Origin of the sequence: uncultured Halovibrio sp., assembly GCF_913056445.1 — a bacterium.
Taxonomy (GTDB): domain Bacteria; phylum Pseudomonadota; class Gammaproteobacteria; order Pseudomonadales; family Oleiphilaceae; genus Halospina; species Halospina utahensis_B.
This window is the reverse complement of the sequence record NZ_CAJXMA010000001.1, coordinates 151,513-172,469: the sequence shown is the minus strand read 5'-3', so window position 1 is coordinate 172,469 and position 20,957 is coordinate 151,513. Positions and strand designations below refer to the sequence as shown.

Genomic DNA, 20,957 nt, shown 5'->3' with positions numbered 1-20,957 from the left:
ATGCGCGACTGACGGCGGCGCTCAGGCCACCATGCTGGTGCGGATCTTCTTCATGGCGTTTTTCTCGAGCTGGCGGATCCTTTCGGCGGAAACGCCATACTCATCGGCCAGCTCATGCAGGGTGGCCTTGTTCTCACCAAGCCAGCGCCGGCGCAGGATATCCTGACTGCGTTCGTCCAGCGCCGACAGAGCGTGGCCGAGCCGTTCACTGGAGTCCTGACTCCAGTCGGCCTGCTCCAGCTGAGTGGCAGGGTCCTGGCGCTTGTCGTCCAGATAGTGAACGGGCGCCTGCCAGCCAGTCTCGTCGTCGTCATCCGTCGGCGCATCAAAAGCCATATCGTGGGAGGCCATACGGCCTTCCATCTCACGGACAACCTTCGGTTCAACGCCCAGATCCTTCGCCACGGCCTCGGTCTCATCGTTGTTGAGCCAGGCCAGACGCTTCTTGGAGCTGCGCAGATTGAAGAACAGCTTCCGCTGAGCCTTGGTGGTGGCCACTTTCACGATGCGCCAGTTGCGCAGGATGAACTCGTGGATCTCGGCCTTGATCCAGTGCACGGCAAAGGAAACCAGGCGCACGCCATAGCCCGGATCAAAGCGCTTGACCGCCTTCATCAGGCCAACGTTGCCCTCCTGGATCAGGTCCGCCTGGGCCAGGCCATACCCGGAATAGCTGCGTGCAATGTGAACCACAAACCGCAGATGCGACAGAACCATCTGCCGTGCGGCTTCGATATCCCCGTGCTCCTGAAACCGCTGGGCCAGGTTCTGTTCCTCGTCCACGCTCAGGACCGGAATCTGGCTGACGGTCTGGATGTAGCTCTCCAGGTTGGCACCCGGCACCAGATTGTGACTGAGCTGAAGTTCTGTACCCATGGTGCTCCCCCTCTGTTCATTGTCTCCCGACAAAGAGTCTGAATCCAATATATGATCATTTAATACGTTTTCAAGCCCCGTATGTCTATACGGAGTATCCCGGACAGGGGATCATTCCGGTTCCACGGCCCGGAGATGACGGTGCACCGCCCACCAGGCCCCGAGCCATCCCAGCACAACAGCGCAGCCGAGCAGAAGAACCACTTCATCGATGCCCGGCCTCTGGAGTTCAAACCCACTGTTGTAGAGCTCCGCCAGGCGACCAACCGGACCGCTCAGCCACCAGAATGCCACTTCCACCAGCCACCACGCCAGCAGCCCCCCCAGTGCGCCGTACCAGAGGCCGGTGTAGAGGAAAGGCCGGCGCACGAAACTGTCCGTGCCTCCCACCAGGCGTGCCACGATGATCTCGCGACGACGGCTCTCGATCGCCAGGCGGACGGTATTGGCAATGACCAGAACCACGCCCACCACGAGCAGCAGCGCCAGCGCCTGAGTGGCCCGGCCGAGCACCTCCGCCATGGCGTTGAGACGCTGCAACCAGGCCAGATCCAGCTTTACCTCGTCGACTCCGTCCGCCTGACGCAGGCGTTCCGCCAGGTCTTCCAGAGCAGAGGCTTCCCGGTAGGCACGGTCCGGCGTCAGCACCAGGGTATGCGGCAACGGATTTCCATCCAGAAAGTCCAGCGTGCCGCTGAGTCCTTTGCTGGAGCGCATGGTTTCCATGGCCTCATCCCGCGGGATGACCGTCACATCACCCACCGCGGCGTTCTCAATCCAGCGGTCGGCCAGTGCCTCCGCCCGCTCTATGCCCGCGTCCGGGGTGAGATAGACACTCAGGCGGCCAGCCTGCTCCCAGCCGCCACCAATCTGCTGGATGCTGGCCATAATCAGGAACAGGGCCGTGGGCAGGGCCAGCGCAATCCCCATAACAAGCCCTGTCATCAGGCTGGACAGCGGTGCGTTGCGCAGGCGGGCCGCACTGTCGCGCGCTGAGCGCCGGTGGTGGCTGAACCAGCTGCGGAGCTGGTCCCGCCAGGGCGTGCGGGCTTTGGCGGCACCACGGGAGGTCTGCTGGCGTGTTTCAGCCATGCCGGGTCTCCAGCGCCGTCGGCAGACCATCCTGAACCAGTTCACCACCGGAAAGCTCCAGCGTGCGCTGAGCCATGGTCTCAATCAGTCCGATATCATGGGTCGCCACCATCACGCAGACGCCCACCCGACTGAACTCCCGGAACAGGTCCATGATCTCGGAAGAAAGGGCCGGATCCAGGTTACCCGTCGGCTCGTCAGCCAGCAGCAGTGGCGGCTTGTTCACCACCGCCCGGGCAATGCCCACACGCTGCTGCTCGCCGCCAGAAAGGCTGATGGGATTGAGCTGCTCCTTTTTCAGCAGGCCCACCTTGTCCAGCGCCGCCCGCACACGCCGGCCAATCTCGTTGGGCGGCACGCCCGTCACCTGCAGGGGCATGGCCACGTTATCGAAGACGGTGCGGTCAAAAAGCAGCTGGTGATCCTGGAAGACAACCCCAATATGGCGGCGGATATAGGGAATGCGCCGGCGCGGGGTCTTCTCCAGCGCCTGCCCACCCACCAGGACCTGGCCAGCAGTGGCGCGCTCCATCAGCATGATGAGCTTGAGCAGGGTGCTCTTGCCGGCGCCGGAATGGCCGGTGAGAAACGCCATTTCACCGCGCCCGAGCGCGAAGCTCACACCCCGCAGCGCCGTGAACTGCTGCTCATAGCGCTTGGTTACCTGGCGGAATTCAATCATCGCGCCTCATCTTCCGGGAGCCGGATCATTCCCGACCGTCGAACAGCGCCTGCACAAACTCGTCCGCGGCGAAGGGGCGCAGGTCGTCGGCCGTCTCACCCACGCCGATGTAGCGTATCGGCAGTCCCAACTGACGCGCAATGGCGAAGATGATGCCACCCTTGGCGGTGCCGTCGAGCTTGGTCAGGGTCACACCGCTCACGCCCACAGCCTCCTGGAACGTCTGGGCCTGGCTGAGCGCGTTCTGGCCGGTGCCCGCATCCAGAACCAGCATGATCTCGTGCGGTGCCTCGGGGTCGAGTTTCTTCATGACCCGAACGACCTTGGCCAGCTCGTTCATCAGGTTGTCCTTGTTCTGGAGCCGGCCGGCGGTATCGGCGATCAGCACGTCCGTGCCCTTGGACTGGGCGGACTCCAGCGCGTCATAGATGACGGAGGCGCTGTCGGAGCCGGTGTGCTGGGCCACCACCGGCACGTTATTACGCTCACCCCAGACCTGGAGCTGCTCCACGGCAGCGGCACGGAAGGTGTCACCGGCCGCCAGCATCACACTCTTGCCATCCCTCTGGTAGCGCTGTGCCAGCTTGCCGATGGTGGTGGTCTTGCCCACACCATTCACGCCGACCATCAGGATCACGAAGGGCTTGTTCTCCGTCTCCGGTTCCAGGGGCGTGGTGCAGGGCTCCAGAATGCCGTGCAGCTCCTCGCGCAGGGCCTGGAAAAGCGCGTCCGAATCCCTGAGTTCGCTGCGTTCGAGCTTTTCCGTGAGGCTGTCGATGATCTCGGTGGTCGCCGTCATCCCCACGTCGGCGGTGAGCAGCAGGTTCTCGATCTCCTCGAGCAGGTCCCGGTCGATCTTCTTGTTGCTGGCAAACAGGCCGGCCAGGCCGTCCGCCAGCTGGCCACGGGTACGGCCCAGGCCCTCGCGCATGCGCTGGAAGAAGCTGACCGGCTCCTCGGGTTCCGGTTCGGGAGCCGGGGCCGGTTCAGCCTCAGCAGGCGCCGGCTCTGCAGGTGCTTCCGCCTCGGGAACCTGTGCCGGCGCTTCTGCCGCTGACTCCCGTTGCTGGCGTTCAGGCGGCCTGGGCGGCCTCGGAATCTGCTGCCGGCTTCGCACCAGGTCCACCACAAACCAGGCGACAAGAAGCACGAAGAGGGCGTTGAAAATCAGTTCTGCGTTCATGGCGTTCAATCCTGCCCATGGTTCATCGGTGCCATTGGCCGACCATCTGGGAAACTGGTCGGGCGCGGTCAAGGCGGGTTATTCTACCGGCCCGCAACAGGGCCGTCCAAAAAGCGAACACAGCATGGCATCACGCAACCAGCGCCGGGGCCGGCGTAACGACCAGGGCCAGGTCCGCCTGATCGGCGGTGAATGGCGCCGCCGCACACTCACCTTCCCTGCCGTGGACGGCGTCCGCCCCACGCCGGACCGGGTGCGCGAGACCCTGTTCAACTGGCTCATGCCGGTCCTGCCGGGCAGCCACTGCCTGGACCTGTTCGCCGGCAGCGGGGCCCTTGGGCTGGAGGCCCTGTCACGCGGGGCAGAGAGCGTGACCTTTGTGGAGCAGAGCGCCGACCTGAGCCGTGCACTCCATCAGAACCTGACCACCCTCGAGGCAAGCGGAGGGTCCGTGACCAGGCAGGACGTCCTGAACTGGCTCAGGACGCCGGAACAAACCAGGCCCTACCGGATTGTGTTCATGGACCCGCCCTTCCGGGCCGGCCTGATCGAACCGGTCTGTCAGGCCCTGGCAGCCTCCGGCCTGCTCGCGGACAATGCCCGCGTCTATGTGGAACACGAAAGCGATCACGAACCCTCTGTGCCGCCGGACTGGACTCTGGCCCGGCGCAAACAGGCGGGCCAGGTCGCCTACAGCCTGTTCGAGGTGGCCTGACCCATGCCGGAACTGCCCGAAGTCGAAACCACCCGGCGCGGTGTCGCTCCCTGGCTGGAGGGTGTGACGCCCCCGGAGGTGCGTATCCACAACCCATCCCTGCGCTGGCCTATTCCGGCGGACTTACCGGAGCAGCTGATCGGCACGCCCATCACCGCGGTAGGCCGGCGCGCCAAGTACCTGCTCCTGCGCAATGCACGCGGCGCCGCCCTGGTACACCTGGGCATGTCCGGCAGCCTGCGCCTGAGCCCGCCGGAGGAACCCCGTCGGCCCCACGACCATGTGGAGATACCGCTGGCGGAACGGATTCTGCGGTTCAACGACCCGCGCCGCTTCGGGGCCTGGCTCTGGAGCACAGACCCGGAACAGCACCCATTGCTCGCAAAGCTCGGCCCGGAGCCACTGGAGCCGGACTTTGACGGCGACCACCTGTACCGGCTGAGCCGGGGCCGCCGGGCCTCGGTCAAGGCGTTCATCATGGACGCGAAGATCGTGGTGGGCGTGGGCAACATCTACGCCTCCGAGGCCCTGTTCATGGCCGGCATCCACCCCCAGCGCCCGGCCGGCCGCGTGGGTCGGGCGCGCTACCGCAGGCTGGCGGAGGCCATCCGCGAGGTTCTGGCGAATGCCATTGAGCTGGGTGGCACCACCCTGCGCGACTTTACGGACAGCCAGGGCAACCCCGGTTACTTCCGTCAGTCACTGACTGTCTACGGCCGCGAGGGCGAACCCTGCCACCACTGCGGACAGCCGCTGCGACACCGGGTTATCGGCCAGCGCGGCACGGTCTTCTGCAGCCGCTGTCAGCGCTGAGTCCGCTTCCGATAGCGTCAGGACTTGAAAAAACGCGTATCTGGGCCATAGTGGAGGCAGTATCACACAGTCCCGGAGACACCTGATGAAAAAGCTGAGCACACTGGTTACCGTCGCCCTCCTGAGCGGTTTCATGGCGTTCGCCGGTCCCGCACAGGCCCAGCGCGTTGAGGAGAAACCCTCCGCCCTGGCCATGGTCGGTGACGCCGTCATCGCCCGCCCGCTGCTGCTGGGCGCCACCGTGGTGGGCAGTGTCGTGCATACCGTAACGCTGCCGTTCTCGGCGCTGGGCGGCAATGCCGATGAAGTGGGCGAGACCCTGGTGGTCGGCCCGGCCAAGGCCACCTTCGTGCGCTGCCTGGGCTGCACCCATTCCGGACGCAATGCCGGCGAGGTCGTCAACCCGGGCGATGATTGACTGGGAGCGCATCCAGACCGTCCTGCTCGACATGGACGGCACCCTTCTGGACCTCCACTACGACACGTACTTCTGGCTCACCCATCTCCCGGCCCGCTACGCGGAGACCCGGGGCGTTGAACCGGAGCAAGCCAGCCGGGAAATCCACGAAACCATCCAGAGCCTGAAGGGCTCACTGGAATGGTACTGCCTGGATTTCTGGAGCAACCGCCTGGGCATGAACGTGAGCCAGCTCAAGCACGAGGTGGGGGATCGCATCCGCTTCCGGGCGGACGCGCCGGCCTTCCTGCGCGCGCTGAAAGCGTCCCACTGCCGCACTGTGATCGTTACCAACGCCCACCGTGGCGGACTGGACCTCAAGCGTGAACGCACCGGCCTGGACCAGTGGGTGGATGCCATCCACACCACGCACAGCTTCGGCCGACCCAAGGAAGACCCGGCGTTCTGGCCCGCCCTGCACGCCAGCGAGCCCTTCGACCCGGCGACCACAGTCCTGATCGACGATAACCACACCGCCCTGAGCGCCGCCGAGACCTTCGGCGTCAGGCATCTGTTGAGCATTCACCAGCCTGACAGCCAGCGCGACCCCCTTCCGGAGGGCCGCTGGCCAGCGCTGGAACGCTTCGAGACGCTCCTTCCGATCACACCGCCCCAACCGGTATAATGCTCCCATGAGCAAAAAGGGCGACCAATCCGACTCCGGCTCCGCACGCGTTCGACTCGACAAATGGCTCTGGGCCGCGCGCTTCTTCAAGACCCGCACCCTGGCACGCGAGGCCATTGAGGGCGGCAAGGTCCGCTACGAGGGCCAACGCCCCAAGGCGGGCAAGTTCGTCACCAGGGGCGCCAGAGTGCAGGTGCACAAGGGCTCGACCACGTTCGAAGTCATCATCGATGAACTCAGCGAAAAGCGTGGCAGCGCCCCCCAGGCCGAGATGCTCTACACCGAGACCGAGGCCAGCAAGGAGAAGCGCGAGGACAACGCCTGGCGCCGGCGCATGATGGTCGCCGCCGAGCACCCGCCGGCACGTCGCCCGAACAAGAAGCAGCGCCGCGAACTGCAGCGCGTGAAGAACCAGATGTCCCACTAGCGAGCCAACATGACCGATACCCTGCAGCGTTTTGTCTTCAACGAGGGCGAGGTCCGTGGTGAGCTCGTGCTGATCGAGGACACCCTCAAGACCGCCCTCGAGGGCCGCGACTACCCCGAGCCCGCCCAGCAACTGCTGGCACAGAGCCTCAGCGCCGCCGTGCTGCTCGGGGGCGTGCTCAAGATGAAGGGCCGCATCAGCCTCCAGGCCAAGGGCCAGGGCCCGGTGACCCTGCTGATGGCGGACTGCAGCAATGAACGCGGCGCGCGCGGGCTCATCCACACCGAGGACAGCATCCAGCACGGCTCCATCGGGGAACAGCTCGGCCATGGCCAGCTCGTCATCACCATCGAACCGGAACAGGGCCAGCGCTATCAGGGCATCGTGCCGCTGGAGTCCGAGACCCTCCAGGAGTGCCTGCAGGACTACTTCACCCGCTCGGAACAGCTCGACACCCTGATCCTGCTGTTCGCGGACAATGAGCGCGCCGGCGGCCTGATGCTGCAGAAGATGCCCGGCTACGAGACGACCGAGGACGACGATCTCTGGAACCGTCTGACGCACCTGGCCCAGACCACCAGCCAGCAGGAACTGCTCTCGGTGGCGCCAGAGACGCTGCTGCATCGGCTCTTCCACGAGGAATCCATCAGCCTCTACCCCGAGGAGCCGGTTTTCTTCCACTGCCACTGCAGTCGCGAGCGGACCGCCAACGCACTGGAGACCCTGGGCGCCCAGGAGTGCTACGACCTGCTGGCGGAACAGGGCGAGATCAGCGTCGACTGCCAGTTCTGTAACCAGCAGTACCGCTTCGGCCAGGACGACATTGAGGCCCTCTTCGGCCCCCACCAGCGCCACTGACACTGGCCCGGGCACCGCCCGGCACGCTAGAGTAACGCCCTCACTGAACAGCGGAGGGGACCATGGAATACCTGGAATGCGTGGAAAAGACCACCGGCGAGAACCCGGACGCCAGCGTCATCTGGCTGCACGGGCTGGGCGCCAGCGGGCATGACTTCGAGCCCGTAATCCCGCACCTGGGGCTGCCCCAGGACGCGCACGTGCGCTTCGTCTTCCCACACGCCCCACAGATCCCGGTCACCCTCAACGGCGGCATGGTCATGCCCGCCTGGTACGACATCCGTTCACTGGACCGCCACAACGATACCGACGAACAGGGCATTCTCGCCTCCGCCGGCCGCATCCGGGATCTAATCCATCGCGAGATGGAGCGTGGCGTGCCCAGCAACCGCATTGTCATCGCCGGTTTCTCCCAGGGCGGCGCCGTGGCCTACCACACGGCCCTGACCTTCGAGCAGCCCCTGGCCGGGCTTATGGTCCTTTCCGGCTACTTCGCCAGCATCAACCTGACCACGCCCTCCGAGGCCAACAGACAGCTGCCGATCTTCATGGCCCACGGCACCAACGACCCCATGCTGCCCGAATTCCTCGGCCAGGAGGCCCTGGAGCATCTTCGGAAGCTGGGTTACGAGCCCGAGTACCGTACCTACCCCATGGAACATGAGGTATGCCTGGAAGAAATCCAGGCGATCGGGGCCTGGCTGCGGTCCGTGCTCTGAACCGCACGAATGCCGGCGCTATCACTTCCGACAGATTGCCAGAGCCCACGCAGGCGCTCAGAATAGACTGATCGCCTGATCACCTCCTCTGCAGCAGGGACCTGTTTCATGACTCATTCTTTCTCATCCTTTGGCCGCTACCTCTGGATCCCAGCCATCGCACTGTTGATGAGCGGTTGTGACGGGGATCCCGGCAAGAGCTCCGAAACCGCTGAAGCCCAGCCCTTGCGGCCCGCCCGGATGATGACGCTTGAAACGCCCACCGGCCTGGCCTCGCGCCGGTTCAGCGGGCGTGTGGAACCCGCCGAGACCACCACCCTGAGTTTCCGCGTGCCCGGCAAGATCGAAACACTCAGCGCGGATGTGGGTGATGAGGTCGCCGAGGGCGAGGTGCTGGGGAAACTGGATCAGCGGGATTTCCGCCTCAAGGTGAACGAAACCGAGAGCAAACTGGAATCCATCCAGGCCACCCTGAACGAAGCGCGCAAGAACTGGGAACGGGGCAAAGAACTGGTGGATTCCAACGCCATCAGCGACGCCAGGTTCGATCGCCTCGAAAGTGCCTATGAGCAGGCCCGCGCCAAGCGCAACGCCACGCGTGAAGCCCTGGAAACAGCCCGCTCGGCGCTGGATGACACCGTTCTGGAGGCGCCTTTTGATGGGGTGATCAACCGCCGCATGGCGGAGCCGTTCGAGCAGGTCAGCCCGCAGCGCCCAGTGTTCTCGATCGACAACATTGAAACCGTGGAAGTCGAGGTCAGCATCCCGGAACGGCTGATGCAGTTCCGCGACCATCTTAAAGACGTTCATGTATTCATGCCCGTTATGGACAACAAGCGCTTCGACGCACGGGTGGAGAATGTCCGCCTTGATGTCTCGCCGGCCACCCAGGCGTACCCCGTACGGGTTGCGGTCGAGAACCCGGAGCAAGAGCTGCTCCCGGGAATGACCGCCGAAGTCTCGTTCAAGGCCAGTCTCAGGAATACCCCCTGGGATGACAGCTTCCTGGTGCCGGTGGAAGCCATCTTCGAAAAAGCGGACCAACCCCATGTCTGGGTCTGGAATCCGGACTCCGGTAAGGTCACGTCACGCCCGGTCACCACCGAGTCACTGGAGACGGACAGCGTCCGGATCACCGGCCAGCTCGAATCCGGTGAGCAGATCGTGGTGGCCGGCGCGCAACACCTGCAGGAAGGCCAGAAGGTCAAGCGGCTTGAAGGCGGGGTAATTCAGTGATGCTGGCGCAACTGGTGCGCGGCGCGATCAGCCGCAATCGCTTTGTGGGATTCCTGATTCTCCTGATCACCCTGCTCGGGGTCATCGCCTTCACTCGGCTCGGGCAGCTCGAGGACCCTGAGTTCACCATCCGAACCGCCATCGTGATGACCGGCTACCCCGGTGCGGACGCGGAACGGGTGGAACAGCAAGTGACCGAACCACTTGAGAAGCAGATCCAGCAGCTTGGTGAGCTGGAGAGCATTGAGTCGCTGAGCCGCAATGGCACCTCCATTATCTACGTTGAGGTTAAGGACCAGTACGGCGGCCAGCAACTGCGCCAGATCTGGGACGAGCTCAACAAGAAGGTTATAGCAGCCCGCGCCAGCCTGCCCGATTCCGTGCGTGGCCCGCGTGTTGATGACGACTACGGCGACGTTTACAGCATGCTGCTTTCCGTGGAAGGCGCCGACTACAGCTACGCCGAACTCAACGACATTGCAGACCACCTCCAGCAACGTCTGCTGCGGGTTGATGACGTTGCCAAGGTCGACCTGTTCGGCGATCAGGGCGAACGGGTTTTCATTGAAACCAGCCGTTCCAAGATCGCCGAACTGGGCCTGACCCCAGCGCTGGTCGTGAACGCCCTTAACAAGCAGAACGTGGTCGCTCCCAGTGGCTTCACCGAGATGGGATCACGCCGGTTGCGGATCAATACCACTGGCACCTTTGAGGCCGTGGACGACTTGGCCAGGCTGAACATCCGCAGCCCCGTGACCGGTGAACTCGTCCAGCTGCGTGACTTCGCGGAAGTCAGGCGCGGGTACGCCAACCCGCCCGATGCCAGCCTGCGCCATCAGGGCGAATCCGCCCTGGCTCTGGGCGTCGTGCCGGCCGAGGGGGCCAATGTGGTCGAGCTCACCGAAAGGGTCCAGGCCGAGCTGGACCGTATCGAGGCCAGGATGCCGGTGGGCATTGAGTTCGGTGGCATCGCGCTGCAGTCCGAGGAAGTCGAGCAGGCCGTCGGCGAATTCCTGATCAACCTGGTCACGGCAGTGGCCATTGTGCTGGCAGTCCTGATGGTCTCGCTGGGCCTGCGCACCGGCTTCGTCGTCGGACTGGGGGTGCCCCTGACCATTCTGGGCACCTTTGTGGGCATGTACCTGATGGGCTTTGAACTCCACCGGGTATCACTCGGGGCCCTGGTGATCGTGCTCGGTATGATTGTGGACAATGCCATTGTCATCTCCGAGCTGATGCAGGTAAAAATGCAGCGCGGCACGGAGCGTCTGAAAGCAGCCGCGGAATCCGTGCAGGAAACCGCCTGGCCCCTGCTGGCAGCCACCGCCATAGCGGTCCTCGCATTCGCCCCGATCGCCCTGACCAACACCGCCACGGGCGAGTTCACCCGCTCGCTGTTCTGGGTGGTGGCCATCAGCCTGGCCATTTCCTGGTTGCTCGCGGTTTTTGCCACACCACTGATGAACTACTGGCTACTGGACAGCAAAAGCGGGCTTGGAAACCCCGAGGACCGCGCCTTCTACCAGTGGGTGCACCGTTTGATAACCGCCACACTCCGGCGTCCCTGGATCCTGACAAGCAGTGCCATCATTATCTTTGCCGCCAGTGCTGTGGCGTTCAGCTTCGTGCCACAGACCTTTTTCCCACCGGCCGAACGCTCCCAGTTCATGGTGGATTACTGGCTCCCGGAAGGCAGCCGCATTGAGCAGACCAGCGAGGACATGGCCCGGATTGAGCAACGGCTGATGGAGATGGAACCGGTGACGGACGTCACCGCCTTCATCGGTGAAGGCGCGCCAAGATTCTATCTGCCCATGATCCCGCGAACCCCCAACCCCGCCTTCGGGCAGATCCTGGTTAACGTGGAGACCAAGGAGGACGTTGACCCTGTGATGGCTAAGGTCCGGGAGCATCTGGAAGATGGTTACCCGCAAGCCGAACCCCGGGTGCGAGCGATGCAGCTGGGCGAACCCGTTCGCTTCCCGCTCCAGCTGCGGATCACCGGGCCGGAACGGGAGGAGCTCGTGGATACGGCCGGAAAACTGCAGGCCATCATGGCCGAGCACCCGGGCGTCACGAACCTGCGGCACAACTGGCGCCAGACCCAGCCCCGGGTCACCATCAACGTGGACCAGGACCGGGCCCGTCGCGCCGGGATCACCACCAACAGCATCAACCTGGCCCTGAACACCGCCTTTGCCGGGCAAGGGGTTGGCGTGTTCCGTGAGGGCGATGAGCGTATTCCCATTGTCTGGCGCTTTCCTCTGCCCGAGCGGACCGACCCCTCCGAGCTTGAAACCATGGTTGTCTGGCCGGAAAGCGGCGGCAAGCCTGTCCCGCTCACACAAGTCGCCGATATTGAGCTCGACTGGGAGCGCCCCGTGATCTGGCGGCACAACCGGGAACGGGCGATTACACTGCAAGCAGACCTGGCAAAGGGGTATACCGCGTCCGAGGTGCGCGCCGCCCTGGCACCCGAAATCCAGAAGGTCACGCTTCCCTCCGGGTATGACACCCAGTGGGATGGCCAGGTTCACCAGTCCGCTGAAGCCCGCGCGGGTGTGCTGAAACCCGTGCCGGTCATCCTTGGGCTGATGGTGCTGGTGCTCATGGCCCAGTTCAACTCGTTCCGGCGCACCCTGCTGGTCATGTTGATGGTGCCGCTGGGGCTGGTGGGCGTCAGTGTCGGGCTTCTGCTGTTCCAGCAGCCCTTTGGTTTCATGGCGCTTCTGGGAACCATGAGCCTGTCCGGCATGATCATCCGCAACGCCGTGGTCATGGTTCAGAAAATGGATATGGCGCTGGCCGAGAGCGGCACGCTGGAAGCCATTGGCGAGGCCGCGACAAGCCGCGTGCGCCCCATCCTTCTGACCGCCGCAACAACCATGCTCGGCATGCTGCCGCTGGCGCTGTCCGGGCCCTTCTGGGCACCCATGGCACTGGCGATCATGTTCGGGCTCGCCTTTGCGGCGATCCTGACCATTCTAGTGCTGCCGGCGGGCTATGTGCGCCTGCTGGGAATCCGCCCCGGAGAGTAGGGGGCCTTAATGGCCCCTCAACGCACCCGATAGGTGCACATCTTGCAGGTATTGCCTTCCTCGATCTGGTAGGGCGTGTCGTAGAAGCTGACCAGCTCCCATTCACCCTTCACCTCGAGATCCAGCATCTTCTTCCGGTAGCCGTATTCCTCGTAGGCGCCTTCGCGCACGGTGAACACGATCGTGCCACCCGGGCGGGTGACGCGGATCAGCTCATCAAAGCCCTCAGCGCTTATGTGGCCATAGGTGAAGGTGCCCGTGCAGACCACCGCGTCATAGGCGTTGTCATCCAGCGGCAGGCGTTCCTTCATGTCAGCCTGGATCAGCTTACGGTAGACGTTCTTGGTTTCCGCCTGGTCCAGCATGTCCTGGGAGTAGTCCAGCGCGTCCATGGTGCGGTAACCCAGCCTGGCCAGCTCCTCCCCTACCAGGCCCGTACCGCTGCCGGCGTCCAGGATCACTGCATCATGATTCCCGCCAAGCGCCTGATCCAGGGCCCTGGCGCTGGTGATGTGAGCCACATAGCCCAGCTCTTCCAGATCGCTGTCGTAATCGGCCGCCCAGTCCTTGTAGGCGTCCATCAGCTTTTCGTGGTCATCCGCCGTGTAGACCTTGTTGAGGATCTCGGTCTTGGTGATGGTCCTGTCCGTCATAGGGTCGGGTTCCTTATTCTCGTTCAAGCATGTCTCTGACCGAGCCACTATAGCAGGGTCGACCTGTACCGGCTTAAACCATGCTTGCTATTAAATCGCGCGCTATATAAGATGCGTGGCATGACTGATCGCAACGACTCACAGGAAAGCCTGCTGGCACTGGACCGACAGGTCTGCTTTGCCCTGTACTCGGCGCAGTTGGCCATGAGTAAGGTGTACCGGAAACTGCTGCGGGAACTGGACCTGACCTACCCGCAGTACCTGGTCATGCTCGTGCTGTGGGAACAGGACGGCCAGACCGTCTCCGGCATCGGTGAGCGGCTCTTCCTGGACTCGGCCACGCTCACCCCCCTGCTCAAGCGGCTGGAAGGGGCGGGCCTGCTGCAACGCCAGCGCAGCCGCCAGGATGAGCGGCAGGTGGCCGTAGTGCTTACGGAACAGGGCCACAAACTGCGCGAGAAAGCCGAAGCGGTGCCGGAGTCCGTCATGTGTGCCACGCAGTGCAGCCCGGATGAGCTGGAGCGGCTGCGCGACGACCTGCACAACTTGCGAGAGCGGCTGGCCAGCTGAGGCATTTTTTTGGATTATTTAAATCGTGCGCGATTTAATCGCGTGCAATCAAAGGAAAGAGAGAGGAGAAATCATCATGGGTGCAGAAAAAATCCTTTATCAGGCCCAGGCAACCGCCAGCGGCGGCCGTGACGGCAAGGCCACCAGTGACGATGGCCAGCTCAGCGTCAAACTCACCACGCCCAAGGAACTTGGCGGTGCCGGTGGTGAAGGTACCAACCCCGAGCAGCTCTTTGCTGCCGGCTATTCCGCCTGCTTTATCGGCGCCCTGAAACTGGTCGCCGGCAAGGCCAAGGTCGAGCTGCCGGAAGAAACCGCCATCACCGGCCAGGTGGGCATCGGCCCGGAGGGCGAAGGCTTCGGCCTGGCGGTTACCCTGAACGTGCACGTTCCGGGCTTCGAGCAGCAACAGGCCGAGGAGCTCGTGCACAAGGCGCACCAGGTGTGCCCCTACTCCAACGCCATCCGGAACAATGTGCCGGTGGAGCTGGTGGTAACGGTCTGAAGCACCGATACCCCGGCTCAGGGTAGCCGCAAGGCGGCCCTATGCCCTCGTCGCCACCAGCATCTCGGTTGCCCCCTTCTGGAACCGATAATCAACCGGATCTAGGGACACCAACGGAAAGACCCTGACCTCTTTCGCCACCCGGCCACCACGGGCCGTGAGCGTGGCATGGAAGCTGGCGGGGCCATCGCCACAACCCAGGATACGCTTATCCAGGTCGGCGGGCGCCAGGTTGAACATCCGCTGGTATTCCTCGAAAGAGCGCCCCCAGGGGACGACATGATCCAGTTCCAAAGTGACTCTCCCTGTTCAGTTTCCTGATGAGCCCGCCTGACGCCAACCGTTCATGGCCTCCAGTTGCGCCCACATCCGCCGCACATGGCTGCCCTCCCAGAACAGCTGGCAGCAACTCGAACAGGCCCAGACACTCTGCCCGTCCAACCAGATGGAACCGGGGTAGTAATGCGCCACCTCCCATTCGCTCGCCTCGTGCAATGGCGTGTTGCAGTTCTTGCAGCGGGTGAACGGCGCCCGGCACCAGTCCAGGTCCAGACGCAGGGTCAACTCCCGGAGACGGGCCCCGTCATCCTGGCCCTGCAGATAGATGACATAGCGGGCCGCATCGGCGAACGCCAGAAGATCGGAATCAGCGGTAAGCAGCCAGCGCCCTTCGGCACGCGCCTGAGCCATCAGCTGATCGTCCGGAAGCCCCGGCGTGGGCACCGCGGTATCGTACCCCGCAACGCGCAGCCATTGGGCGATGCCATTGAGCATTTCGTCGCAGAGTATTCGCAAAGGCACCCACCCCGCTTGTGGATACAGCTTGTCCGGGTTGTTCAATCCGGATAGCATTAAAGTACTGCGGTTCATGGAGTCAACATGACAACTGAAGCATTGAGCCACCTCCGCTCCCAGATCTCGAACCTTTCTGAGTCAGAGCGTGCCGAATTGGCCCGTGAGCTCATTATGAGCCTGGATGGCCCGCGCGATGACTCGGCTGAACAGGCGTGGAACGAGGAAGTCGTTCAGCGTGCGTCCCGTGTCCGAGAGGGTAATGCCCGGTTGCTAACCCGTGATGAATTCCGGCAAACAATGAGGGGCAGGCTGGGCGAATAACAGTGAGAACAGTAAGGATACTGGAAGAGGCCTCGCAGGAAGCAGAAGAGGCAGCCGCATGGTATGAATCCGAACAGCCAGGCCTTGGCGCCGAGTTTTTCACGGCTATCGACAGGGCTCTGGATATTATTGAAGAAAACTACCTTCCTTTATCACCCCTTCCTGGCGAAGCGGGTAATTCGGGTGCGAAGCGACTCATGCTCGACCGCTTTCCCTATGATCTCGTTGTTATTGAGACGGGAACCGAGGCGGTTGTGATTGCCGTAGCCCACCATTCCAGAAAACCGGGGTATTGGCGCAACAGAGACTAGTTCCACGTCCGCCGCTTCAACAATGTAATTGCCCCTGTGGCATCCAAGCCAGAAATCGCCCATTCATCCTATCAAGCGCCCCCGGAATGCAATGAGACATTCGGCGCTCCCTTCTGAAGCAACGCGGTCGTTTCAGCAACCACACCTTCGACGACTTCCTGAGCCGACTGCACCCGATCAACCAGATCCACCGCTTCACCCACGATCAGCGGCGCGAGTTCGAAATCCGCATTCTCTATCGCGGCCTGGAAGCGTTCGCGTTCCTCGGTAAGGTTGTCTTCCAGGTGGGACAGATCGCCGTGCCATTGGTCGGTCATGCGGTTGCGCAGGCTGCGCAACGTGTAGGGTTCCGGCCAACCGTAGCCCCTTAACCGATCGAATACGGAACCGCGAACCGTGTCGTCACCATGGGCGTCAGCCGCGCCCGCCTTGGCGATGGGATGCGCCAGGGATTCCTCGGTGGCGTAGAAGCGGCTGCCCATCAGGACCCCACTTGCCCCGAGCATCATGGCCGCCGCTGCGCCGCGCCCGTCCGCGATACCACCGGCGGCGACCACGGGGACAGAGCCAACGGCATCGACCACCGCAGGAACCAGGGGCAGCGTGGCCCGGTTCGCGCCGTGCCCACCGGCCTCGGTGCCCTGGGCGATGATGACGTCCGCCCCTTCATCCACGGCCTTCTTTGCCTGTTCCACGGTCTGGACCTGGGCCAGCAGGCAGCAATCGGCTTCCCTGATCCGCTGGGCAAACCCGGCTAGTTCCCCGAACGACAGCATCATGGCCCCGGGCTGATGCGCCAGCACCTGGTCGAGCAGTTCCGGCTTCTGCTTCAAGCTCCAGGTGATGAAACCAACGCCGACGGGCGTGTCACCCGCGTTGGCCAGCTCCCGCTCGAGCCACTCCGCATCACCGTAGCCACCCCCGATCAGGCCCAGCCCACCGGCCTCCGAGACCGCCGAGGCCAAGTGCCCACCAGCGACCCACGCCATTGGCGCGGACAGGATGGGGTGGCGGATGCCGAGAAGGCGCGTAAGGGGTGTTTCGAGGCTCTGTTCAGTCATATCCCTACCTGATTTACCACACTGATTCGTCCTCCAAGGTACCGTCCCACCCCAAAGGGAGAAAGTCCTCATCACTACCCGCTGGCCCACTCCAGCCCCCGTGCGATGGTCGTAATTACCGAAAGGTTCTGGCATACTGTCGCGCCTGTAGACGACAGGAATGCTTTCCCGCACCCCGGCACGCCGCGAGCGTGGCGGGGTGCTACCGCTTAGAGGGGTGCGCCCCGAACAACCATCCGCACCCCCGGGCCGCCGCGCTGCCCTTTCATCCCGGCAGCCGCGCGCCGCAACCGATTTGAAACATCTGAAAGTGAGGTCATCGTGAGTAAAACCTACACGGATCTGTGCCCGGCCCGGCTTGTTGAGCTGGCGCTGGAAAGGAATGAGGGCAAACTCGCCTCCAATGGCTCACTGGTGGTAACCACCGGCGAACGCACCGGTCGCTCCCCGGTGGACCGCTTCATTGTTGAAGAGCCCAGCACCGTTAACCAGATCGACTGGGGCAAGATCAATCACCCCTTCGATGCGGACCGATTCGATGCGCTCTGGGAGCGCGTGAAGACATACCTGGGTGAGCATGAGCACTTCACCTCGCACGTGCACGTGGGCTCGGACCCGAACTACTACCTGCCGGTGAAGATGACCACCGAGACGGCCTGGCAGAATCTGTTCGGCCTGAACCTCTTCATCCGCCCTGATCAGTACAACCCCATCGACAACCCGGAATGGGAAATCCTGAACGCGGCGAACTTCGAGTGCGTGCCCGAACGCGACGGCACCAACAGTAACGCCACCGTCATCATCAACTTCGCGCGCAAGCGCGTGCTGATCGCGGGCATGCACTACGCCGGCGAGATGAAGAAGGCCATGTTCTCGGTGCAGAACTTCCTGCTGCCGGACCATGACGTGCTGCCCATGCACTGCTCCGCCAACGTGGGCGATGACGGCGATGTCTGCCTGTTCTTCGGTCTTTCCGGTACCGGCAAGACCACCCTCTCGGCCGACCAGAGCCGCCACCTGATCGGTGACGACGAGCATGGCTGGGGAGAAGGCACCGTCTTCAATCTGGAGGGTGGCTGCTACGCCAAGACCATCGACCTGACGCGCAAGAACGAGCCCATCATCTGGGACGCGATCAAGTTCGGCGCTCTGGTTGAGAACGTGGTGGTGGATGAGGCGACCCGTGAGCCGGACTACACGGACACCTCCCTTACCGAGAACGGCCGCTGCGCCTACCCGCTGGACCATGTTGAAAAGCGGGTGGTGGAGAATCGTGCCGGCGAGCCCAAGCACATCATCTTCCTGACCTGCGACATGACCGGCGTGCTGCCGCCCGTGTCCATACTCTCGCGCGAATCCGCGGCCTACCACTTCCTCAGTGGCTACACCGCACTGGTGGGCTCCACGGAGATGGGGTCCGGCGAGGGGCTGCAGTCCACCTTTTCCACCTGCTTCGGAGCGCCCTTCTTCCCGCGCCCGGCCGGCGTCTACGCCGAACTGCTGATGAAGCGGATGGACGCGTTCGACAGCAAGGTCTTCCTCGTGAACACCGGCTGGACCGGCGGCCCCTACGGTGTGGGCAAGCGCTTCTCCATTCCCACCACGCGGGCCATCATCAATGGCATCCAGGATGGTGAGCTGGACGACGTCGAGACCGAGCATCTGGAAGACCTGAACCTGGACGTGCCGACGTCGGTACCGGGCGTTGAGACCAAGCTGCTCAACCCACGCAACACCTGGGATGACCCGGCCGAGTACGACAAAAAGGCTCAGGAGCTGATCAGCCAGTTCGTCGAGAACTTCAGCAAGTTCGACGTGCCGGATTCGATCGTCAACGCCGGCCCGAAGCTGCGTCAGTAAGCCCGCCTCCGCGCCCTGTCGGGCGCTCAAGCGGAAAGGCCCCGGCGTGATCACATGACCGGGGCCTTTTTCATTCAGGCGAACCTGTCACAGGGCGTAGAGAAGCAGGGGCACGAACGCCACCAGCACCAGCGCTGTCCCCATCACCACCATGGGCATGACGATGCGTTCATGACGCTGGTAGAAGCTGCCACCACTGGCCTCCGTGCGCGCCAGGCGTACCTCCTCGTCACCCACCACCTGCCGCGTAAGCAGGTGATTGAGGGAAACGGGCGGCGTCAGGTAGCCCAGCTCGAACGCCACCAGCGTCACCATCCAGAAGTGTACAGGGTCGATTCCGCTCTGGTAGGCGAAGCTCGCCACAGTGGCGCTCACCAGGATGACGGCGCCGAAGGCATCCATGATCATGCCCAGACCCACCAGCAGCAGCACCATCAGGCCCATGGCCATCCAGGGGCTCGCCACGCTGTCCGGGAACAGGTCCATGAGTTCGGCGCGTTCAATCACGCCGCCCAGGCTGATGGAGAGCCCGAACAGCAGCAGCAGCGCCCCGATCTCGGCGGTGGTATCACTGGTGGCGTGGCGCAGGCTTGGCTCAAAGCCGCTGTGCGCCTGGCCGCCGGCGGTCTGCGGCAGCTCCCGGCCCCGGAAGCGGATGGCCTCGAACACCAGGATGCTGAGCAGCATGACGGGCAGGATCCGTGGCGCTGAGAATTCGTCCAGGCCCACGCCCAACCCCCAACTGTAAGCCAGAACCACCGCGGCGACCACCAGAGCATAGGGAATCAGCGGCCGCAGGGCCTGGAGCATCTCTGGAATGGCTTCACCCAAAGGCGCCAGCTTCATCTCGCTCTGGCGGTTGAACAGCATGGTCACCAGGAAGAACAGAACCGCCGAGAGCGCGAAGACAATTGCCCCCCAGCTGAAAAGCTCATCCGTTGTGACTTCGCGGTTGAGCATCGCAATGACCACAACCAGCAGGCAGGGCCGCAGCACAACGCCCATGGAGCCGGACATCGCGGTGGCGGCCAGGGCCAGCTGACGGCGGGCACCAGCGGAACGCAGTTCGTGGTAGATCACGGCACCGGCAGCGATCACGAAGATACCGGAGGCACCGGTATAGGCGGTTGGGATGGCGGCAACCACAACGGCCACTGTCGCCAGTAGCTCCGGCGGCATGCGCAGGGGCCGGAAAATGTCGAACACCAGGGTAGCCACCCGTGTCTGCTTGAGCATCATGCCCGCCCAGACGTAGAGCGCTACGTTCACGAAGATTTCCGCGTGCTCCATCAGCGCGCCCAGGTAGACACCGATGCCCTGCATGTACCCGAAACTCAGGAAGTAGGCCCCGGAGATGAAACACATCACCGAATACAGCGGAATGGTGGGCAGCGCCTGCAGGATGCTGCCGCCGGTGCGCAGATCTGTTGGTTCACGCAGCAGCCGGTAGACACTGGCCATACTCAGTACGGCAAAACACAGCACCCAGAGCAGGTTCAGCATGTCTCGCGCCGCCGGCACCACATCCATGGCCTGCTGCACGTGGTTGCGGTAGATCCAGCTGGAGGCCAGCAGCATCATGTTGGCGATGGTCTGGGCGCTGTAGGAGACCCGGTAGTCCGTACGGGTCTCGATGCCCCGGATGGCGATCTGGTGCCGCCCCAGGGTGGCCGTGGCCGCGCAGATGGCGACCAGCAGGATCAGCAACGGCCGCTGCCAGTTGAGCCCGACCGCCGTCAGTTCCGCCAGACCCTGCTCCATGCTGCGGTACAGGCGCACCGGGGTCGTGATCCGTTCCTTCGTTGCCTGGTACTGGAGATGGTCAGCCTCACAGGCCCGCCGGGCCGCGATCACCGAGCGCCGAATGGCCTCGCGATCCACCTCGGACTCGCCGAGCAGGCCCGCGATCTCGTCGTCCATCCTGCGTTCCGCCAGACGATCCACTTCGGACTCGACGTCCACCATGGGGTTGCAGTCCGGGCGCTCCGGGTCCTCCCTCAGCTGGTAGTAGCCGGACCAGAAATACTCCCCAAGCTGGAGCGCCTTGTTGTGGAAGTCCGTGGTCGTGGCGAAGAACACGAACAGCAGCAGAATCAGGCAGGCCGGCAGCGAAGAGAACCATTCGATGCCGGTACGGCGTGGCAGACCCATACAACAACC

The 20,957-nt window shown here is 63.5% G+C and carries 23 protein-coding genes; 14 read left to right on the top strand and 9 right to left on the bottom strand.

The window, feature by feature from the left end:
- Positions 1–21: 21 nt before the first annotated feature.
- From rpoH to ftsY, 4 genes are all read right to left on the bottom strand, one after another.
- The gene (gene rpoH / locus QZ501_RS00845) at positions 22–876 is read right to left on the bottom strand and encodes an RNA polymerase sigma factor RpoH (protein WP_095616223.1); all 855 of its coding nucleotides are present in this window, start codon (positions 874–876) and stop codon (positions 22–24) included.
- Between the two features lie 111 nt (positions 877–987).
- Positions 988–1,968: a permease-like cell division protein FtsX gene (ftsX, locus tag QZ501_RS00840; RefSeq protein WP_151440078.1), complete on the bottom strand. Its 981-nt coding sequence runs from the start codon at positions 1,966–1,968 to the stop codon at positions 988–990.
- Positions 1,961–2,650 carry a cell division ATP-binding protein FtsE gene (gene ftsE / locus QZ501_RS00835; protein WP_151440079.1) on the bottom strand — a complete coding sequence of 230 codons (690 nt, stop codon included), beginning with the start codon at positions 2,648–2,650 and terminating at the stop codon, positions 1,961–1,963. The genes ftsX and ftsE overlap by 8 nt, the downstream gene beginning before the upstream one ends.
- A 25-nt stretch (positions 2,651–2,675) precedes the next feature.
- Positions 2,676–3,833: a signal recognition particle-docking protein FtsY gene (ftsY, locus tag QZ501_RS00830; RefSeq protein WP_295716480.1), complete on the bottom strand. Its 1,158-nt coding sequence runs from the start codon at positions 3,831–3,833 to the stop codon at positions 2,676–2,678.
- Between the two features lie 124 nt (positions 3,834–3,957).
- Here ftsY and rsmD point away from each other — a divergent pair, with 124 nt between their 5' ends.
- The 9 genes from rsmD to QZ501_RS00785 all read left to right on the top strand — a co-directional run bounded on the left by rsmD (position 3,958) and on the right by QZ501_RS00785 (position 12,721).
- A complete protein-coding gene (rsmD, locus tag QZ501_RS00825; protein ID WP_151440081.1) occupies positions 3,958–4,548 on the top strand; it encodes a 16S rRNA (guanine(966)-N(2))-methyltransferase RsmD in 591 nt (196 codons plus the stop codon).
- Positions 4,549–4,551: 3 nt separating this feature from the next.
- The gene (gene mutM / locus QZ501_RS00820) at positions 4,552–5,361 is read left to right on the top strand and encodes a bifunctional DNA-formamidopyrimidine glycosylase/DNA-(apurinic or apyrimidinic site) lyase (protein WP_295716477.1); all 810 of its coding nucleotides are present in this window, start codon (positions 4,552–4,554) and stop codon (positions 5,359–5,361) included.
- An 85-nt stretch (positions 5,362–5,446) separates the two neighbouring features.
- Positions 5,447–5,779 (top strand): hypothetical protein, encoded by a 333-nt coding sequence (locus QZ501_RS00815; RefSeq protein WP_151440083.1) that lies wholly within the window; start codon positions 5,447–5,449, stop codon positions 5,777–5,779.
- Positions 5,772–6,443, top strand: a complete 672-nt coding sequence (yrfG, locus tag QZ501_RS00810) for a GMP/IMP nucleotidase (RefSeq protein WP_160898237.1) — start codon at positions 5,772–5,774, stop codon at positions 6,441–6,443. The genes QZ501_RS00815 and yrfG overlap by 8 nt, the downstream gene beginning before the upstream one ends.
- A gap of 7 nt (positions 6,444–6,450) precedes the next feature.
- Complete coding sequence (locus QZ501_RS00805; protein ID WP_160898236.1) at positions 6,451–6,870, top strand: S4 domain-containing protein; 420 nt, start codon at positions 6,451–6,453, stop codon at positions 6,868–6,870.
- A gap of 9 nt (positions 6,871–6,879) precedes the next feature.
- On the top strand, positions 6,880–7,728 hold the full coding sequence (gene hslO, locus QZ501_RS00800; protein ID WP_295716474.1) for an Hsp33 family molecular chaperone HslO: 849 nt from the start codon (positions 6,880–6,882) through the stop codon (positions 7,726–7,728).
- 62 nt (positions 7,729–7,790) lie between these two features.
- Entirely contained in the window at positions 7,791–8,447 is a 657-nt protein-coding gene (locus QZ501_RS00795) for an alpha/beta fold hydrolase (protein ID WP_295716472.1), read from the top strand.
- 108 nt (positions 8,448–8,555) lie between these two features.
- Complete coding sequence (locus QZ501_RS00790; protein WP_160898234.1) at positions 8,556–9,683, top strand: efflux RND transporter periplasmic adaptor subunit; 1,128 nt, start codon at positions 8,556–8,558, stop codon at positions 9,681–9,683.
- On the top strand, positions 9,683–12,721 hold the full coding sequence (locus QZ501_RS00785) for an efflux RND transporter permease subunit (protein ID WP_295716470.1): 3,039 nt from the start codon (positions 9,683–9,685) through the stop codon (positions 12,719–12,721). Before QZ501_RS00790 ends, QZ501_RS00785 begins: the two co-directional genes overlap by 1 nt.
- 17 nt (positions 12,722–12,738) lie before the next feature.
- On the opposite strand, the gene QZ501_RS00780 is transcribed toward QZ501_RS00785, so the two are convergent.
- Complete coding sequence (locus QZ501_RS00780; protein ID WP_160898232.1) at positions 12,739–13,374, bottom strand: class I SAM-dependent methyltransferase; 636 nt, start codon at positions 13,372–13,374, stop codon at positions 12,739–12,741.
- 120 nt (positions 13,375–13,494) lie between these two features.
- Here QZ501_RS00780 and QZ501_RS00775 point away from each other — a divergent pair, with 120 nt between their 5' ends.
- The gene (locus QZ501_RS00775) at positions 13,495–13,944 is read left to right on the top strand and encodes a MarR family transcriptional regulator (protein WP_151440092.1); all 450 of its coding nucleotides are present in this window, start codon (positions 13,495–13,497) and stop codon (positions 13,942–13,944) included.
- A gap of 76 nt (positions 13,945–14,020) precedes the next feature.
- Positions 14,021–14,449: an organic hydroperoxide resistance protein gene (locus QZ501_RS00770; RefSeq protein ID WP_295716467.1), complete on the top strand. Its 429-nt coding sequence runs from the start codon at positions 14,021–14,023 to the stop codon at positions 14,447–14,449.
- Between the two features lie 39 nt (positions 14,450–14,488).
- On the opposite strand, the gene QZ501_RS00765 is transcribed toward QZ501_RS00770, so the two are convergent.
- Both QZ501_RS00765 and QZ501_RS00760 read right to left on the bottom strand, forming a co-directional pair.
- On the bottom strand, positions 14,489–14,743 hold the full coding sequence (locus QZ501_RS00765) for a hypothetical protein (protein ID WP_202405558.1): 255 nt from the start codon (positions 14,741–14,743) through the stop codon (positions 14,489–14,491).
- Positions 14,744–14,758: 15 nt separating this feature from the next.
- The gene (locus QZ501_RS00760) at positions 14,759–15,244 is read right to left on the bottom strand and encodes a DUF5615 family PIN-like protein (RefSeq protein WP_295716464.1); all 486 of its coding nucleotides are present in this window, start codon (positions 15,242–15,244) and stop codon (positions 14,759–14,761) included.
- 84 nt (positions 15,245–15,328) lie between these two features.
- Between QZ501_RS00760 and QZ501_RS00755 the strand changes: the two genes are divergently transcribed.
- Both QZ501_RS00755 and QZ501_RS00750 read left to right on the top strand, forming a co-directional pair.
- Entirely contained in the window at positions 15,329–15,565 is a 237-nt protein-coding gene (locus tag QZ501_RS00755) for an addiction module protein (protein WP_151440096.1), read from the top strand.
- 2 nt (positions 15,566–15,567) lie between these two features.
- Positions 15,568–15,876 carry a type II toxin-antitoxin system RelE/ParE family toxin gene (locus QZ501_RS00750; protein WP_295716461.1) on the top strand — a complete coding sequence of 103 codons (309 nt, stop codon included), beginning with the start codon at positions 15,568–15,570 and terminating at the stop codon, positions 15,874–15,876.
- 71 nt (positions 15,877–15,947) lie between these two features.
- Here QZ501_RS00750 and QZ501_RS00745 read toward each other — a convergent pair whose 3' ends face one another.
- The gene (locus QZ501_RS00745) at positions 15,948–16,937 is read right to left on the bottom strand and encodes a nitronate monooxygenase (RefSeq protein WP_295716459.1); all 990 of its coding nucleotides are present in this window, start codon (positions 16,935–16,937) and stop codon (positions 15,948–15,950) included.
- Between the two features lie 321 nt (positions 16,938–17,258).
- Here QZ501_RS00745 and QZ501_RS00740 point away from each other — a divergent pair, with 321 nt between their 5' ends.
- Positions 17,259–18,797 carry a phosphoenolpyruvate carboxykinase gene (locus QZ501_RS00740; protein WP_151440101.1) on the top strand — a complete coding sequence of 513 codons (1,539 nt, stop codon included), beginning with the start codon at positions 17,259–17,261 and terminating at the stop codon, positions 18,795–18,797.
- Between the two features lie 87 nt (positions 18,798–18,884).
- Here the strand turns inward: QZ501_RS00740 and QZ501_RS00735 are convergent, their stop codons facing one another.
- Positions 18,885–20,948, bottom strand: coding sequence for a TRAP transporter large permease subunit (locus QZ501_RS00735; RefSeq protein WP_295716457.1), 2,064 nt, complete (start codon positions 20,946–20,948; stop codon positions 18,885–18,887).
- Positions 20,949–20,957 lie beyond the last annotated feature (9 nt).